This window comes from Mitsuaria sp. 7, from assembly GCF_001653795.1.
Taxonomy (GTDB): domain Bacteria; phylum Pseudomonadota; class Gammaproteobacteria; order Burkholderiales; family Burkholderiaceae_C; genus Roseateles.
In genome coordinates, this window is record NZ_CP011514.1 from 1,310,220 (window position 1) to 1,324,467 (window position 14,248).

Annotated in this window: 12 protein-coding genes; 2 read left to right on the forward strand and 10 right to left on the reverse strand. The window is 72.4% G+C overall.

Translation table 11 applies throughout. The features are described from left to right. Positions 1 to 6: 6 nt before the first annotated feature. From ABE85_RS05790 to ABE85_RS05815, 6 genes are read right to left on the reverse strand one after another with little or no spacing between them, the layout of a single operon-like run. Positions 7 to 1,854, reverse strand: a complete 1,848-nt coding sequence (locus ABE85_RS05790) for a GspE/PulE family protein (protein ID WP_067271080.1) — start codon at positions 1,852 to 1,854, stop codon at positions 7 to 9. Between the two features lie 8 nt (positions 1,855 to 1,862). Beyond that, positions 1,863 to 2,588 carry a hypothetical protein gene (locus ABE85_RS05795; RefSeq protein ID WP_067271083.1) on the reverse strand — a complete coding sequence of 242 codons (726 nt, stop codon included), beginning with the start codon at positions 2,586 to 2,588 and terminating at the stop codon, positions 1,863 to 1,865. After that, positions 2,572 to 3,981 carry a type 4b pilus protein PilO2 gene (locus ABE85_RS05800; RefSeq protein ID WP_067271086.1) on the reverse strand — a complete coding sequence of 470 codons (1,410 nt, stop codon included), beginning with the start codon at positions 3,979 to 3,981 and terminating at the stop codon, positions 2,572 to 2,574. Before ABE85_RS05800 ends, ABE85_RS05795 begins: the two co-directional genes overlap by 17 nt. Positions 3,982 to 3,995: 14 nt before the next feature. Next, positions 3,996 to 5,636: a hypothetical protein gene (locus tag ABE85_RS05805; RefSeq protein ID WP_067271091.1), complete on the reverse strand. Its 1,641-nt coding sequence runs from the start codon at positions 5,634 to 5,636 to the stop codon at positions 3,996 to 3,998. Next, a complete protein-coding gene (locus ABE85_RS05810; RefSeq protein WP_067271094.1) occupies positions 5,633 to 6,115 on the reverse strand; it encodes a TcpQ domain-containing protein in 483 nt (160 codons plus the stop codon). The genes ABE85_RS05805 and ABE85_RS05810 overlap by 4 nt, the downstream gene beginning before the upstream one ends. Positions 6,116 to 6,128: 13 nt before the next feature. Then, positions 6,129 to 6,779 carry a hypothetical protein gene (locus ABE85_RS05815; RefSeq protein WP_067271099.1) on the reverse strand — a complete coding sequence of 217 codons (651 nt, stop codon included), beginning with the start codon at positions 6,777 to 6,779 and terminating at the stop codon, positions 6,129 to 6,131. Positions 6,780 to 6,868: 89 nt separating this feature from the next. Here ABE85_RS05815 and ligA point away from each other — a divergent pair, with 89 nt between their 5' ends. Further along, positions 6,869 to 8,992 carry an NAD-dependent DNA ligase LigA gene (gene ligA, locus ABE85_RS05820; protein ID WP_067271103.1) on the forward strand — a complete coding sequence of 708 codons (2,124 nt, stop codon included), beginning with the start codon at positions 6,869 to 6,871 and terminating at the stop codon, positions 8,990 to 8,992. A 252-nt stretch (positions 8,993 to 9,244) separates the two neighbouring features. Here ligA and ABE85_RS05825 read toward each other — a convergent pair whose 3' ends face one another. Continuing rightward, on the reverse strand, positions 9,245 to 10,522 hold the full coding sequence (locus ABE85_RS05825) for an MFS transporter (protein WP_067271106.1): 1,278 nt from the start codon (positions 10,520 to 10,522) through the stop codon (positions 9,245 to 9,247). A gap of 157 nt (positions 10,523 to 10,679) precedes the next feature. Between ABE85_RS05825 and ABE85_RS05830 the strand changes: the two genes are divergently transcribed. Beyond that, positions 10,680 to 11,270, forward strand: coding sequence for a TetR/AcrR family transcriptional regulator (locus ABE85_RS05830; RefSeq protein ID WP_067281979.1), 591 nt, complete (start codon positions 10,680 to 10,682; stop codon positions 11,268 to 11,270). Here ABE85_RS05830 and ABE85_RS05835 read toward each other — a convergent pair. The 3 genes from ABE85_RS05835 to ABE85_RS05845 are packed head-to-tail and all read right to left on the reverse strand — an operon-like array spanning position 11,233 to position 14,245. After that, positions 11,233 to 12,123: a DMT family transporter gene (locus tag ABE85_RS05835; protein WP_067271109.1), complete on the reverse strand. Its 891-nt coding sequence runs from the start codon at positions 12,121 to 12,123 to the stop codon at positions 11,233 to 11,235. The two genes, ABE85_RS05830 and ABE85_RS05835, sit on opposite strands and share 38 nt — an antisense overlap. Then, positions 12,120 to 12,701: a methylated-DNA--[protein]-cysteine S-methyltransferase gene (locus ABE85_RS05840; protein ID WP_082938357.1), complete on the reverse strand. Its 582-nt coding sequence runs from the start codon at positions 12,699 to 12,701 to the stop codon at positions 12,120 to 12,122. The genes ABE85_RS05835 and ABE85_RS05840 overlap by 4 nt, the downstream gene beginning before the upstream one ends. Beyond that, the gene (locus ABE85_RS05845; protein WP_231993240.1) at positions 12,698 to 14,245 is read right to left on the reverse strand and encodes a DNA-3-methyladenine glycosylase 2 family protein; all 1,548 of its coding nucleotides are present in this window, start codon (positions 14,243 to 14,245) and stop codon (positions 12,698 to 12,700) included. Before ABE85_RS05845 ends, ABE85_RS05840 begins: the two co-directional genes overlap by 4 nt. Positions 14,246 to 14,248: the final 3 nt, after the last annotated feature.

The window sequence follows — 14,248 nt, forward strand, 5'->3', positions numbered from 1 at the left end:
GCGGGGTCAGGTGTCGTCCGCGGCGAGCGTCTGCGCCAGCAGCGCCGCGCTGCCGAAGGTGCGCTCGAAGTGGTAGGGATCGACGCGCCCGTGGGCCACGTCGTAGAGCACATGGCCCCAGGCGTCCTTGCCGTCCATGTCCGGATCGGTGAACGGCGCCGTGCGGCGGCGGCGCCAGTGGCGCCGGGCCTCCGCGTCCCGGCCCTGACGCAACAGGTCCAGCAGGCGCAGGTCCGGCACGATCACTTCGGCGCCGACCTTGACGCCGGCCGTGCCGTCGTGGACGTCGGGCGCCTCGGCGCCGGAGCGGGGGCCGTCGGAGGCCAGGGGGTTGTCGGGGAACATGCTGTCCCCGTAGTCGATGCCGGGCCGCCGGCAGTGCGTGCAACCGTGCGCCCTGGCGCAGTAAATCTTGTCCGGATCGAGGCCGAACCCTGTCCGGAAGGTCTGGAGCGCGTCCGCGCCCAGGACGGCGGCGGCGGGCCGCTTGCAGTGCTCGCAATTGATGGGCATCAACACCTGGTAGACCATCGCGGAGAGGAACTCCGGATCGCACAGGTCCTCGCGGGCCAGTCCCAGCAGCCGGGACGAGAGCCGGCCGACGATGCCCAGCGCGGAGGTCGCATGGACCGTCGACAGGATCTTGTGGCCGGTCTGGATGGCCGCCTGCGCCATGGCCGCCGAGAGCCCGTCGCGGATCTCCCCGAACAGGCCGACGTCGGGATCCATCCGCAGGAAGGCCAGCATCGCGCCGTGGAAGGGATCGGCGCCGCCGGCCGCGCCGCGCTGGATGGAGAGATGGCTGACGCCGGGCGTCTCGTATTCGACCGGGTCCTCGATGGTGAAGAGCTTGCGCGAACCGTCCCGGGCCAGCATCGTCATCATCGCGTTGAGCGTCGTGGTCTTGCCCGAACCGGTGACGCCGGCGACGAACACGCCGCCCCAGGCCGAGGCCAGCGCCTCCCGCAGGTGGCCGGCCTGCCACGGCGTGAACCCCAGCGGCTCCAGCGCGGCCGGGCGGCCCCGGCCGGCGTCGCGAGTGCCGGCCGGGCCCGACTGGCCCGCCTGGCCGCTGCCCGACGCGCGCAGCAGCCGGATCACCACGTCCATGCCGCCGACCGCGGGATGGCTCTGGTAACGCAGCGTCAGACGGAGCCCGGGCAGTTCCAGCGGGATCATCGCGGCCTGCGGCACCGAGCCGTTGAAGGCGACCTCGCTGCGGGACCGCTCCTCCGCCAGCATCGTGTAGGCCGCCGAGAGTCCGTCGACGGCGGTGCGCGCGGGATGACGGCCCAGCACGCGCATGCGGCCGTCCAGCCGGACCCGCGCGAGCGCGACGGGGCCGCGCAGCTCGATGTGCAGGTCGCTGGCGCCGGCCAGACGGCAGCGCTGCACGATGGCGCGGAACCACTCCAGCGGTGAGGACCCCGCCACCATCGCGTCGATGTCGCGGGCCGTCTCGGCTGCATGACGCTCGTCGGCGGTGGGGGCGGGCTGGGTTTCCAGCGGGGCGCTGGCGGCCGACGGCAAGCGCGGCGCGTTCCCCGGCGTTGCCGCGCCGTCGAGCAGCGCGGCGAAGACCGCGGGCGACGCCGTCAGGTGGCCGGCATAGGTCAGGCCGCTGGCCTTGCCGGCCTGGACGAGGCGATACCAGTCCGGTCGATGGACCTCGTCCGCCGCCGACACGACGAGGAATCGCCCGCCGTCCAGCGCCAGCGCCGCCAACCGGTCCTGCTTGTGGCTGGCGACCGGCAGCAGGTCGGCCCTGGGGACGGCGAGCAATGCGTCGGCGGCGCCGGACAGCACGCGTTCGAACGGAGGCAGGCGCGCCGGGTCGTCGATGTGGCGGCTCACGGGAGGGCTCAAGGGGCGGAGGCGCGGGAAGGGGCCGCGGCGGGCGCGTGGGCCGCCGTATTTGGGGCCGCCGTATCCGGGACGGCTGGGGACATCGACAGCGGCAATGCGGCGGCGCGCTGGACGGCGTCGTCACTGTTTTCGCCGCCGTCGGCGGCGGGTGATCCGGCGCTGACGAAACGATGGCTCGCCGCCGCGACCCCTCGCGCGGGTGGTGGGAGCACGAGCTGTCGGAGCGGCGGGTGCGCGTGACCGCCTGTCGCGACCTGCTCGACGCGCAGCCCCTCCGTTGCCAGTCCGAGAACGCGCCACGGCCCGATGCGGGTCTGCGGGCCGGTCGGGCCGTCGACGACATGCAGACGCCCGCTCCACAGCACTTCGGCCCGCCAGCGATCGCCCGCGGCCACGAGCGACCAGAGTCTGGGGCCGCCGTCCGGTTTCTCCCGCTGTGCCCGTGCCGGCGCCGCCACGATCGGATCAGCGGACCAGTGGGCCGTGCCCGCCAGGCGCGCCGTGGCTGCGGCCAGTTCGGCCGCCTTGTTGCGTCGCGCGACTTCGACCAGATGGCGCAAGGTCACGCCCGGCGGGGTCTCGGACGCGGGACGCGGGTCGTCCCCGGCCCAGGCCGTCGACAGGGCCGCGAGCAGGCCCAGCCCCAGCGCCGTCGTGCGGCCCGGAGGCGCGAGCCGGGGCGCACGGACGTCAGGCGCACGGCGATCAATAACGCGTGCCATGGGCGAAGAGGGATCCGGAAAGCTCATAGCTGATCTGTGACGCGGCGAAATTCAGGGTGAGGGTCTCCACGACGACGTACGGCGGGACCTGGACCAGCGGCAGCGACCAGACGCCGTCCTTCAGCCGCCAGACCATGCGGACGACCGGCAGCGTGGCGGGGTCGGCGCCTTCCTCGCGGGTGGGGGTCAGGTCTGTCGCATCGGCCTCGCCCCCGCCCTTGAGGGGCGCCGCCGGCGTGAGCGACGCCTCGGCGCCGCCGACGGTGGCCAGTTCCTGCAGATGGCTGCCCCAGACGTTCATGGCCAGGCGCAACGGCGGCAGGCGCGCGGCGATGAGCGCCTCGCGGGCCGTCAGCGGCGGTTCGGCGGTCTCCGCCAGCGCGGTCTGCATCGAGGCCGCGAGGGCGTCCTCGCCGGCCGACGGGTCGGGCCGCGGCGACGGTGCGCCGAGCGCGCCGACCGGCAGGCGGTCCAGTGTCTCGAGGCTGCCGTGGTGGCGCGCCCAGGTGGCGACGCAGCCGCCCGAGCGGTCGCAGTCGACCTGCTGGAGCGTCCAACCGGCGCGGCTCAAGGGCAGCGCGGCGATGGCGTCGCGCCAGCGGTCCAGCGGGGCGCTGCCGGGCCGGCCCGCCTGCTCGAGCAGCCGGGTCAGCCGACGGGCGCGCAGGTCGGCGGCTTGCGCACGGGACGCGGCCGTCGCGGCGAGATGGCGCGCCGCGTCGATCGCCGCGCGACCCATCTCGCGCTCATGCCGTATCCACATCGCGAAGCCGGCGCCGAGACCCAGCACGGCCACGCCCGCGGCGACCGCGGCCGGCCAGCGCGCGGGCAGCAGGGGTCGCAGACGCGTGTCGCCGTCGGGTTGTCCGAACAGCAGGTCCGGGACCAGCGCGTCGCCGAGGCGGTCCCGTCCGGGCAGGTGGCTGGCCACGCGGACCTCCTGGTCCGGATGCATGTCGCGGAACTCCTGCAGCACCGCCAGCGCGGCGTCGAGATCGGGCAGCACGCGGTCGAAGCCGGGCACCGGGCGGCGGTCCATCAGACCGACGAACGCGACCTGCGCGGTGCTGCCGGCGATCAGGCAGGCCTCCGCGCCGCGTTCCGCGAATCGGGCCACCAGCAAGGCCACGGCCGAATGGGCGCGGCGATGCGTGTCGACCCGGCGCGCCAGGCCCACCAGGGCGCCGTCCGGCAGCCGCGCGACGAAGCGGTAGCCGGCCGCGCGCGCGCGGCGCAGATCGGCCCCTGGCTCATCGGGTCTCGCGAGCGGGTGCCACTCCAACCCGAAGGCCAGCCGCACGCCGGCGACGGCGATCACCCGGGCCACGCCGCCCCCGTCGCGCTCGTCGCCGCGTTCGGCATGGTCGCCGCGGTCGGCGCGGTCGGTCGGCATCGATGGTGCGCGCCTCATGGCTCCACCAGCCGCGGCGTGATCAGCACGACCGTGCCCTGCCGGGTCCGCACGCCGCGCCGCGCCAGCGGCACCAGCCCGCGCACCAGGTCCGCCTCGTCGAGCTGGGTCTGCTGGCGCTCGAAACCGGCCAGCACCAGCGTGCGCCCGGCCGGCACGCTGATGCGCTGCAGGGTGCTGAAGCTCATCGTCTCGGGCAGCTGCACGGCGCGCGCCCACTGGCCGCTGCCGCTGGTGAAGGCGCGCAGCTGCCGCAGCTCGCTGATCTGCAGCGCGGTCTGCAGCAGCACGAGGTGCGAGTCCAGGATCACCGGCAGCACCGTCAGGCCCAGTCCGGTCGTGAGCTTGCCGGGCTCCAGCGCGCCGGCGGTGGTCAGGCCGGTGGTCGGGCTCACGGTCGGCGCCGTCGCGCGCTGCACGTACGAGCGCGTCTGCAGCGCGCCGACCGGCACCGGCATCCGGTTCGTCGTCGTGACGACGCTGGAATAGGCGGTGGACACGCGGCCGTACTCCTGCAGCGCCTTGGCGACCCACTCGCTGGGCGATCCGCGCGAGCCCGACGGACCGAGCACGATGCTCAAGGCCGCGGGCGCGCCGGCGCCCAGCGGACCGAGCGCCGTCGGCGCGACGAAGTCCAGCTGCGGGCCCTGGCCGAGCCGTCCCAGCATCAGCCGCCAGTCGATGCCGTTGCTGAACTCGTCGGTGAAGCTCACCTGCAGCACCTCGATCTCGAGCACGACCTGTCGCAGCAGGTTGGCGTTGAGCGCGTCGAGGTAGGTCTGCACCCGCTCCACGTTGGCCAGCGCATCCGTGACGGTCACGAGTCCCGCGCGCGGATCCACCTGCAGGGCCGCGGCCGGGGAGAGCATCGGCTTGAGCGCGTCGGGCAGGCCGGCCCAGTAATCGCTCTGCGTGTTGCCGTCGATCTTGGCGGCGCCGCCGCCGGCGCCCTCCGCGCCGCCGAGCGCGTCGAACGACGCGTTCGCGTCCAGTCCGCCCGGCAGCGCCTTGACGGGCATCGCGCGCGTGACCACGCGGGAGAACACGATGCGTCCCCCGGTGTGGCGCCAGTGCAGCCCGGCCTGCGCCGCGATGCGGTCCAGCAGCGGGCGCAATGGGCCGGCGTGGTCGATCTCCACGGTGTTCTGGTGTTCCGGGGCGGAGATGTCCAGCCGCATCGCGCCCGCGCGGCCGGCCTGGCGAAGCGCGGCGGTCTCCTCGGGCGCGGCGATCGCGGCGTCGAAGGCGGATCGTGCCGCCGGGCCGGGCGCGTAGTCGGCGGCGCTGTGCAGCGCGTCCGGCGTCATGACCACCGGCAGGCCGATGGCGCGCGAGAGCAGCTCCGCCACCGCGGCCAGCGGCAGCCGGCCCGGCGCGTGCAGGCGCACATGGCCGAGGTGGTCCGGCAGCCGCTCGTCGCGGTGCAGCGCGATGGACCGGCTCGCGAAGCGGGGCGCGTCGTCCGCCACGACCAGCGGCGGCGGTGCGACCGCTTCGCGCAGCCGGGACTGCAGCGCGCTCGTGCGATCGAGCATCTCCCGATGGGCCTGTTCGGTCTGGTGCGCGGCCGGCACCGCGCATCCGCCGAGGGTGACGCAGGCCGCCACCCCGCCGACGATCACGAGGCGGCGCTTCACCGGCGCGCTCCATCGGGCAGGTGGCGGCCGATGCGCACGACGCGGCTCTCCGCCTGGATGCTGGCCTGCAGCGGAAAGTCGGTGTCGCGCAGCACGGCCATCGCCTGGTTCATCGCCGCGAGCAGATTGCCGTGCAGCGTGACCTCGGCGTCGATGGGGAAGTCGCGCTCCACGTCCCAGACCAGTTGCCAGCCGGCCTCGCGCATCCAGCGCTGGAGCGCCTGATGCACGGTGCCGTCGGCGCACAGGAAGGTCCACGCGGTCGGGGGCTCGGCTTCCAGCGCCCGCCAGGCGATCGACGCCGGGGCGTGAGCGGCCACGGGGGGCGCACCCGGCGAGTCCTGCGCATCCTGCGCGTGCGTCGTGTCCGGTACGTCCGGTACGTCCGGCACGTCCGGTGTCTGGGCCGCGACCGCGGGACGCGGGGCCAGCGCGGCCAGGACGATCAAGGTCGCGGCGAGGTGGGGAATGGACTGCACGGCGTTTCCGATCTCACACGCCCATCAGCACATGGATGCTCACGGTGTCGCCCGTCGCCGGCGAACACTGCCGTGCCAGCGCGCTGATGTCGATGGGCGCGTCCGAGCCCGGTGCGCGGAGCATCGCCGCCGATGCGGGCATGGCCGGGGGCGAGGCGACGGCGGCATCGATCCAGAGGCCTTCACCCAGCATCGCCAGGCCGCGGGCGACGCCGGCGCATTGCTCCACCGGGATGCCGGCATAGGTGAGCGAGAAGGCCCGCCCCCCCTTCAACGGCAGCAGGTCCTGCGCGAGACCCTTGGCGTGGATCTGACCGCCGAACGGGTGGGTGACCTTGGCGTCGGCGCCCGAGCCCGTGACCATCTCCCTGGGGAAGGCGCCCATGGCGATGGCGCCGGCGGTGTCGAGCCTGGAGAAGTCGGCGGCCGCGCCGTAGCCGGCCAGGCTCACCTTGATCTGGGGCGCCTGGCGCAGCAGCGCCGACCGGTCCATCTGCGCGTTCAGGCTGCGCAGTCCCATCAGCACGATGACCATGACGACGATGATCACGCCGACCCCGATCAGGAGTTCCAGCAGCGTGACGCCGCGTTGCGGGCGGGTTCCGGCGCGGCGGCGCGACGGACGGGCGAGGGGAGCGGATGCGGTGACGACGTCGAGGGTCATGGAGCGGACCTCCTTTCCAGAGAGTGCGAGAAGACAGGGATGCCGGCGTGACCAGCGGCGGCTCAGTGGGGGTGCGCCACAATGCGCGCATGACTCCCTCGAGGTCCGCTTCCGTGTCTTCGCCCTCCGCCCCACAGACCGTCCCACAGACCGCCGTACAGGCCGCCGCGCGCGCCGCGGAACTCCGCGCGCAGCTCCATCACCACGCCCACCTCTACTACGTGCTCGACACGCCGTCGCTGCCCGACGCCGAGTACGACAAGCTGTTCCAGGAACTGCAGGCGATCGAGGCCGCGTTCCCGGCGCTGCTGACGCCGGACTCGCCGACGCAGCGCGTGGGCGGGCAGGTGCTGGACGGCTTCGAGCCGGTCAGGCACGTGGTGCCGATGCTGTCGATCCGCACCGAGACCGACACCGAGGCCAGCGGCGCCGAGAACTTCGACGCGCGCGTGCGCCGCGAGCTGGACCTGGGCGAGAACGCCGCGCCGGTCGAGTACGCGGCCGAGCTGAAATTCGACGGGCTGGCGATCAGTCTGCGTTACGAGCACGGCGTGCTGGTGCAGGCCGCCACGCGCGGCAACGGCGAGACCGGCGAGGACGTGACGCAGAACGTGCGCACGATCAAGCAGATCCCGTTGAAGCTCAAGGGCGAGGGCGCGAAAGCCGCGGTGCTGGAAGTGCGCGGCGAGGCCTACATGCGCCGCGACGATTTCGAGGCGCTCAACGAGCGCCAGCGCGCCGCCAACGAGAAGACCTTCGTGAACCCGCGCAACACGGCTGCGGGCGCGATCCGGCAACTGGATCCGGCGCTGGTGCGGCAGCGGCCGCTGAGCTTCTTCGCCTACGGCATCGGCGAGACGCAGGGCTGGGAGATCCCGGCCACGCACGGTGCGATGCTGGAGGCGCTGCAGAGCTACGGCCTACCGGTCAACGCCGACCGCGCGGTGGTGCGCGGCGCCGAAGGCCTGGTGGCCTTCCATCGTTCGATCGGCGGGAAGCGCGACGAACTGCCCTTCGACATCGATGGCGTCGTCTACAAGGTCAACAGCCGCGAGCTGCAGCGGCGCCTGGGATTCGTCTCGCGCGAGCCGCGCTGGGCGGTGGCCCACAAGTACCCCGCGCAGGAGCAGGTCACCAGGCTGGATCGCATCGACATCCAGGTCGGACGCACCGGCAAGCTGACGCCGGTGGCCAAGCTGGAGCCGGTCTTCGTCGGCGGCACGACGGTCAGCAACGCGACGCTGCACAACCTCTTCGAGATGCGCCGCAAGGGCATCCGCGTCGGGGACCAGGTCATCATCCGGCGCGCCGGCGACGTGATCCCGGAAGTGGTCGGCAAGGTCGACGCGAAGCGCGCGAGCTACGTGCCCAACTTCCGCATGCCCAGGCACTGCCCGATCTGCGGCAGCGACGTCGTGCGCGAGAGGGGCGGCATCGACCACCGCTGCAGCGGCGGCATCTTCTGCCCGGCGCAGCGCAAGCAGGCGATGCTGCACTTCGCCGGACGTCGGGCCATGGACATTGAAGGACTGGGCGACAAGCTCGTCGACCAGCTCGTGGACGGCGGCATCGTCACCAGCCTGCCGGGGCTCTACAAGCTCGGCGTGGCCAAGCTCACCGCGCTGGAACGCATGGGCGACCGGAGCGCGCTGAACCTCATCGATGCGCTGGAGAAGAGCAAGCGCACGACGATGGCGCGCTTCCTCTTCGCGCTGGGCATCCGGCAGGTCGGTGAGACGACGGCGAAGGATCTCGCCAAGCACTTCGGCAACATGGACGGGTTGATGAGCGCGACCGAGGAGCAGCTGCTTGCGGTCAAGGACGTCGGTCCGATCGTTGCGAAGAGCATCGCCGCCTTCTTTGCCGAGGCGCACAACCGCGAGGTCGTCGAGCAGCTGTTCGCCGCGGGCGTCGAGTTCCCGCAATCGGAAGGGGCCGCCGCGGCGCCGGCCGGTCCTCAGCCGCTCGCCGGCAAGACGCTGGTGCTGACCGGCACGCTGCCGACGCTGTCGCGCGACGAGGCCAAGGAACTGATCGAGGCCGCCGGCGGCAAGGTCAGCGGCTCGGTGTCGAAGAAGACCAGCTACGTGATCGCGGGCGAGGAGGCCGGTTCCAAGCTCGACAAGGCGCGCGAGCTGGGCGTCACCGTCCTCGACGAGGAAGGTCTGCAGGCGCTATTGGCCGCGCCGCCGGACGTCCTCGCGGCTGGCTGACTGCACAGGCCGCTGGCCCTCACCCCTGCCCTCTCCCGCAAGCGGGAGAGGGAGTGAGAATGCACCGAGCTGACCCAGCGGCGGCGGAAGTACTGAACCCTTCTTGCTCCCTCTCCCGCTTGCGGGAGAGGGCAGGGGTGAGGGCCAGCGGCGGCGGAAGTACTGAACCCTTCCTTCTTGCTCCCTCTCCCGCTTGCGGGAGAGGGCAGGGGTGAGGGCCAGCGGCGGTGGCAGTACTGAAGCCTTCGGCGCTCAGGCTGCCGCAGTCTTCCGGCGGATCACCATCGCCATCACCGCCGCGATCAGGCAGGCCGCACCAGCGACGTACAGCGCGGGCGAGTAGCTCAGCAGCAGGCTGCGGCTCAGCCCCGCGCCGTACGCCGCGACCGCCGCGCCGATCTGATGGCCCGCGAAGATCCATCCGAACACCATCCCCACCTTCGCCGCGCCGAAGCGCTCGGCGGTGAGTCGCACCGTCGGCGGCACGGTCGCGATCCAGTCGAGTCCGTAGAACACCGCGAACAGCGACAGGCCGTAGAGCGTGAACTCCGCGTTCGGCAGCCACAGCAGCGACAGCCCGCGCAGCGCGTAGTACCAGCACAGCAGCTTGCGCGTGTCGTAGCGGTCGCTGAGCCAGCCCGACAGGATCGTGCCGATGAAATCGAAGATCCCCATCATCGCGAGCACCGAAGCCGCCGGCACCGCCGCCAGGCCGTAGTCGCCGCACAGCGAGATGAAATGGGTCTGCACCAGTCCGTTGGTCGACAGCCCGCAGATGAAGAAGGTGCCGAAGAGCAGCCAGAAGGTCGGCTGCGTGGACGCCTCACGCAGCGCGGTGAACGGCGTGAGCCAGGTCACCTTCGCAGCGGGCGCCGCAGGCGCCGTGGCGACTTCAGGATCGGCGCCATACGGCGCCAGACCCACGTCGGACGGCCGGTCGCGCATGAACAGCAGCACCAGGCTCATCACCGCCAGGCACAGCGCGGCCAGCGGCAGCAGCGGCGCGCGCCAGCCCCAGCGCTCGATCATCCACGCGGCGATCGGCAGGCAGATCAACTGGCCGGTCGCGGCGCTCGCGGTCAGGATGCCCATGATCAGCCCCCGGCGCGTCGCGAACCAGCGGTTGGACACGATCGCGCCCAGCACCAGCGCCGTCATCCCGCTGCCCAGGCCCAGCACCACGCCCCACAGCACGACCAGGTGCCAGAGCTGCGTGACCAGGCCGGCCATCAGCATGCCGCCGCCGACCAGCCCCAGCGCCACGCTCACGACCGCGCGCACGCCGAAGCGCTCCATCAGCACCGCCGCGAACGGCCCCATCAACCCGAACAGCGCGAACCGCAGCGCCAGCGCCGACGAGATCTGGCTGGTGGACCAGCCGAACTCTGTCGCCAGCGGCTGCAGCATCGCGCCGGGCAGGCCCAGCGCCGCCGACATGAACAGCATCGTCAGGAAGGTCAGCCCGGCGATCACCCAGCTGAAGTGCAGACCCCGATGGGTCATGCGTCGGGACATGGCGGCGGCAAGCATGCGGGAGGATCCTTCCAGGGGCGCTTGTTTTAATGATGGTCGACATCGTATCGAGATTTCCGATGCTCGCCGCAGATTTGATGATGACCCTACTCAAAATCGTGACTTCGCGCTGTCGACGGAAGCGGCAGGCGGTCTTCCTACAATGGTGCTCATCATGAAAGTCACCAAAGAGCAATCGGCCGCCAACCGCAAGGCGCTGGTCGACGCGGCGTCCAGGCTGTACCTGGAGCGCGGCGTGGCCGGCGTCGGGCTGGCGGAGATCTCCCGCGAGGCCGGCTTCACGCACGGCGGCTTCTACGGGCGCTTCGCGTCCAAGGAGGAACTCGCGGCCGAGGCCTGCGACGTGGCCTTCGAGGGCTCGCTGGCGCGGCTGGGGGCGCAGCTCGAGAAACACGGCGGCGACTACCAGCCCTTCCTCAAGCGCTACTTCGGCGCGGCGCATCGCGACGCGCCGGGCGCGGGGTGTCCGATGGCGGCGCTGGGCGTCGACGCGGCGCGCGAGGGCGGCCTGCTGCGCGAATCGATGAGCGGCGGCATCGCCGCCTACCTGCGCGAACTCGCCGTGCACCGGCCTGACGGCACGGTCGTCGACGAGCCGACCGCGGAGGACGAGGCCCGCGCGATCGGCGTGCTGACGACGATGGTCGGCGGGATGATCCTGGCCCGGGCCTGCGCGGGCGCGGCGCCGGGCCTGTCCGACAGGATCCTCAGGACGTCGCTGGAGGCGACGTCGAAGGCAGCTTGAGCACGCCCACCGCCAGCGCGGTCCCGAGCAGCACCACGAGGCATCCCGCGGCCATGCTGGTGCTCAGCGTCTCGCCGAGGAAGATCCAGCCCCACAGCAGTCCGAAGACCGGGATCAGGAAGGTCACCGAGATCGTGTTGGTCGGGCCGACGCGCTTCATGAGCCGGAAGAACAGGATGTACGCGATGCCGGTGCACAGGAGCGCCAGCAGGGCGACCGCGCCCCACGCGTGACCGCTGGGCAGCGCGGCCGGACGCAGCGTCCACGCCGGCGCGGCCAGCAGCAACGCGGCGGCGAACTGGCTGCCGGTGGCCACGGCCAGCGGGCTGGCGCCGGTGAGGTAGCGCTTGGTGGCGCTGGCGGCGATGCCGTAGCTCAGCGCGGCGATCAGGCAGGCGACGATGGCGAAGCCGCTGCCGCCGGGCTTGAACGAGGCCTTGTCCCAGGCCAGCAGCACGACGCCGGCGAAACCCAGCGCCAGGCCCAGCATCCGCGATCCATCCAGGCGTTGCCCGAACCAGGCCCACGCGACCAGCGCGCCCCACATGGGCGTGGTGGCGTTGAGGATGCTCGACAGGCCGGCGTTGATCGACAGCGCGGCGAAGCTGAACAGCGCGAACGGGAAGGCGCTGTTGAGCAGACCGACCAGCAGCAGGCCCTTCCAGTGGGTGCGCAGGTCGCCGAGGCCCTCGCGCAGGCCCAGCAGCGGGAGCAGGAACAGCGAGGCGCCGGCCACGCGCACGGCGGCCGTCGCGACCGCGCCGAACTCGGGCGCGGCGACCCGCATGAACAGGAACGAGGCGCCCCAGATGGCGGCCAGGACCAGCAGTTCGATCAGATCGCTACGCTTCACGCGGGGGCCTCTTGATTGTTGTCGTGCTTGCCGGGACGGCGCGTGGCCGCATTCCCGGGAGGAGTCTCTGTCGGCGAGGGGCGAAGCTTAGCGGGCAGTCCACCTTCGATTGTCAGTAGGGCTTCCTTGCGGTGGAGGCCGCCGGCATAGCCGGTCAGGCTGCCGTCGGCGCCGAGCACGCGGTGGCACGGGATCAGCACCGAGACCGGGTTGCGGCCCACCGCTGCCGCGACGGCGCGCACGGCGTCGGGCCGGCCCAGGCGCGCGGCGAGCTGGCCGTAGGTGACGGTCTCGCCCGCCGGGATGCCGAGCAGCGCCTGCCACACGGCCTGCTGGAAGGCGGTGCCGGATGGGGACATCGGCGGCAAGGTCGCGGCACGACCGGCGAAGTAGTCCTTCATCGCCGCGACGGTGTCGCGCAGCAGCGCATCGTCATCGACGCGAGGAGCGCTCAGGGCGCCCGGGTGATACTTCTGGTCCTCGAACCAGAGGCCCGACAGACCCTCGGCGTTGCGCGCGATCAGCAGGCGGCCGAGCGGGGTGTCGGTGTCGGTCCAGGCGGTGTGCGTCGGCTTCATGACGGGATTCCTTTGACGGTCTTGACCTTGGGTTTGAGCGCCGCATCCCGCCATAGTTGCAACACGGCGTAGCTGCGGTAAGGCGCGAAATGCTCGGCGGCGGCGATCAGCTCGCGGGGGCGCAGCGGCTGGCCGGCGCGTTCCTCGAGGCATTGCTTCAGCACGACGTCGCCCGGCAGGTAGGCGTCGGGCCAGCTCCAGCCGCGCATCAGCATGTAGTGCGCGGTCCAGGGGCCGAGGCCGGGCAGGGCGGCGAGCTCCGCGATCGCGTCCTCCACCGTGCCGCGACCATGGGCGAAGGCGAGCGTGGGCCATTGGCGGGCGAGGTGGATCAACGCCTCGGCGCGGCGGCCCGGCATGCCGAGCGGGGCGATGTCGTCGACGGTCGCGGCGGCCAGCGTGGCCGGTGTCGGGAACACGTGCGTGACGCCGGGCGGCGCGCCTGCGGCATCGGGCAACGGCTCGCCGAACTTGGCGATCAGGCGCGTGGCCAGCGTGCGGGCGGCGGCGACCGTGATCTGCTGGCCGAGCACGGCGCGGATCGCGAGCTCGAACCGGTCGAGCGACCCCGGCAGTCGCAGCCCAGCGGCGGCGGGACCGAGCGTCTCGCCGAGCGCCGCGGCGATGGCGTGAGGATCGGCGTCGAGGTCGAGCCAGCGACGCAGGCGCGGCATCAGCGGCGCGATCACGGGCCACAGCGAAGGGCTCAGCGACAGGCGCACGCGGGGCCGTTCGTCCCCGTCGGCGGGCAGGCGCACCGACAGCCAGCCGAGCACATCGGGCAGACCCGGTCGCACAAAGCGCACGCTGCGCGACAGCGAGAGGCGCTCTACATCGACCTGCTCAACACCTGGCACCGCGCGGGCGGCGAGGAAGTTCAGCAGCGCCGAACTCAGCAAGGGCGGACGCAGGTCCAGGCGCAACTCGGCCGTTTCCAGCGCATTGCCGGGCGGGCTCGCGTCGGCCTCGGCGCCGCCCTTGCGCAGCGCGGACGGACTCAGTCGGTAATGCTCCTGGAAGGCGGCGTTGAAGCGGCGCAGACTGGAGAAGCCCGCCGCGAGCGCGACCTCGCCGATCGGCAGGCGCGTGTCGGTCAGCAACTGCTTGGCGAGCAGCAGGCGGCGTGTCTGCAGGTACTGGAGCGGCGCCACGCCGTGCACGGCCGTGAACACGCGGCGCACGTGACGTTCGCTCACACCCAGGTGCGCGGCGAGCGCCGGCAACGAGGCCTCTTCCGGCGCGCATTCGTCGAGCCACCGCGCCGCTTCGCGGGCCAGCACCTCGGCGGCGTCCATCGTGCTCCACGGTCGTGCGGCGGGCGCCAACTCGGGGCGGCATTTCAGGCACGGGCGGAAGCGTGCGGCTTCCGCCAGCGTCGCGCTGGGGAAGAAGCGGCAGTTCTCGCGCCGCGGCGCACGCACCCGGCAGATCGGTCGGCAATAGACGCCGGTCGACGTCACGCCAACGAACCATTGACCGTCGAAGCGCGCATCGCGCGCCAGCAGTGCCGGGTAGCAGTGATCGGGGTCGAGGAGGAAGTCCATGGA

What these genes read in the sequence shown, in the direction of transcription:
- ABE85_RS05830 (WP_067281979.1), top strand. Translation starts at nt 10,680, where the DNA reads ATGAAAGTCACCAAAGAGCAATCGGCCGCCAACCGCAAGGCGCTGGTC.
- ABE85_RS05815 (WP_067271099.1), bottom strand. Translation starts at nt 6,779, where the DNA reads ATGACCCTCGACGTCGTCACCGCATCCGCTCCCCTCGCCCGTCCGTCG.
- ligA (WP_067271103.1), top strand. Translation starts at nt 6,869, where the DNA reads ATGACTCCCTCGAGGTCCGCTTCCGTGTCTTCGCCCTCCGCCCCACAG.
- ABE85_RS05800 (WP_067271086.1), bottom strand. Translation starts at nt 3,981, where the DNA reads ATGCCGACCGACCGCGCCGACCGCGGCGACCATGCCGAACGCGGCGAC.
- ABE85_RS05795 (WP_067271083.1), bottom strand. Translation starts at nt 2,588, where the DNA reads ATGGCACGCGTTATTGATCGCCGTGCGCCTGACGTCCGTGCGCCCCGG.
- ABE85_RS05845 (WP_231993240.1), bottom strand. Translation starts at nt 14,245, where the DNA reads ATGGACTTCCTCCTCGACCCCGATCACTGCTACCCGGCACTGCTGGCG.
- ABE85_RS05840 (WP_082938357.1), bottom strand. Translation starts at nt 12,701, where the DNA reads ATGAAGCCGACGCACACCGCCTGGACCGACACCGACACCCCGCTCGGC.
- ABE85_RS05825 (WP_067271106.1), bottom strand. Translation starts at nt 10,522, where the DNA reads ATGCTTGCCGCCGCCATGTCCCGACGCATGACCCATCGGGGTCTGCAC.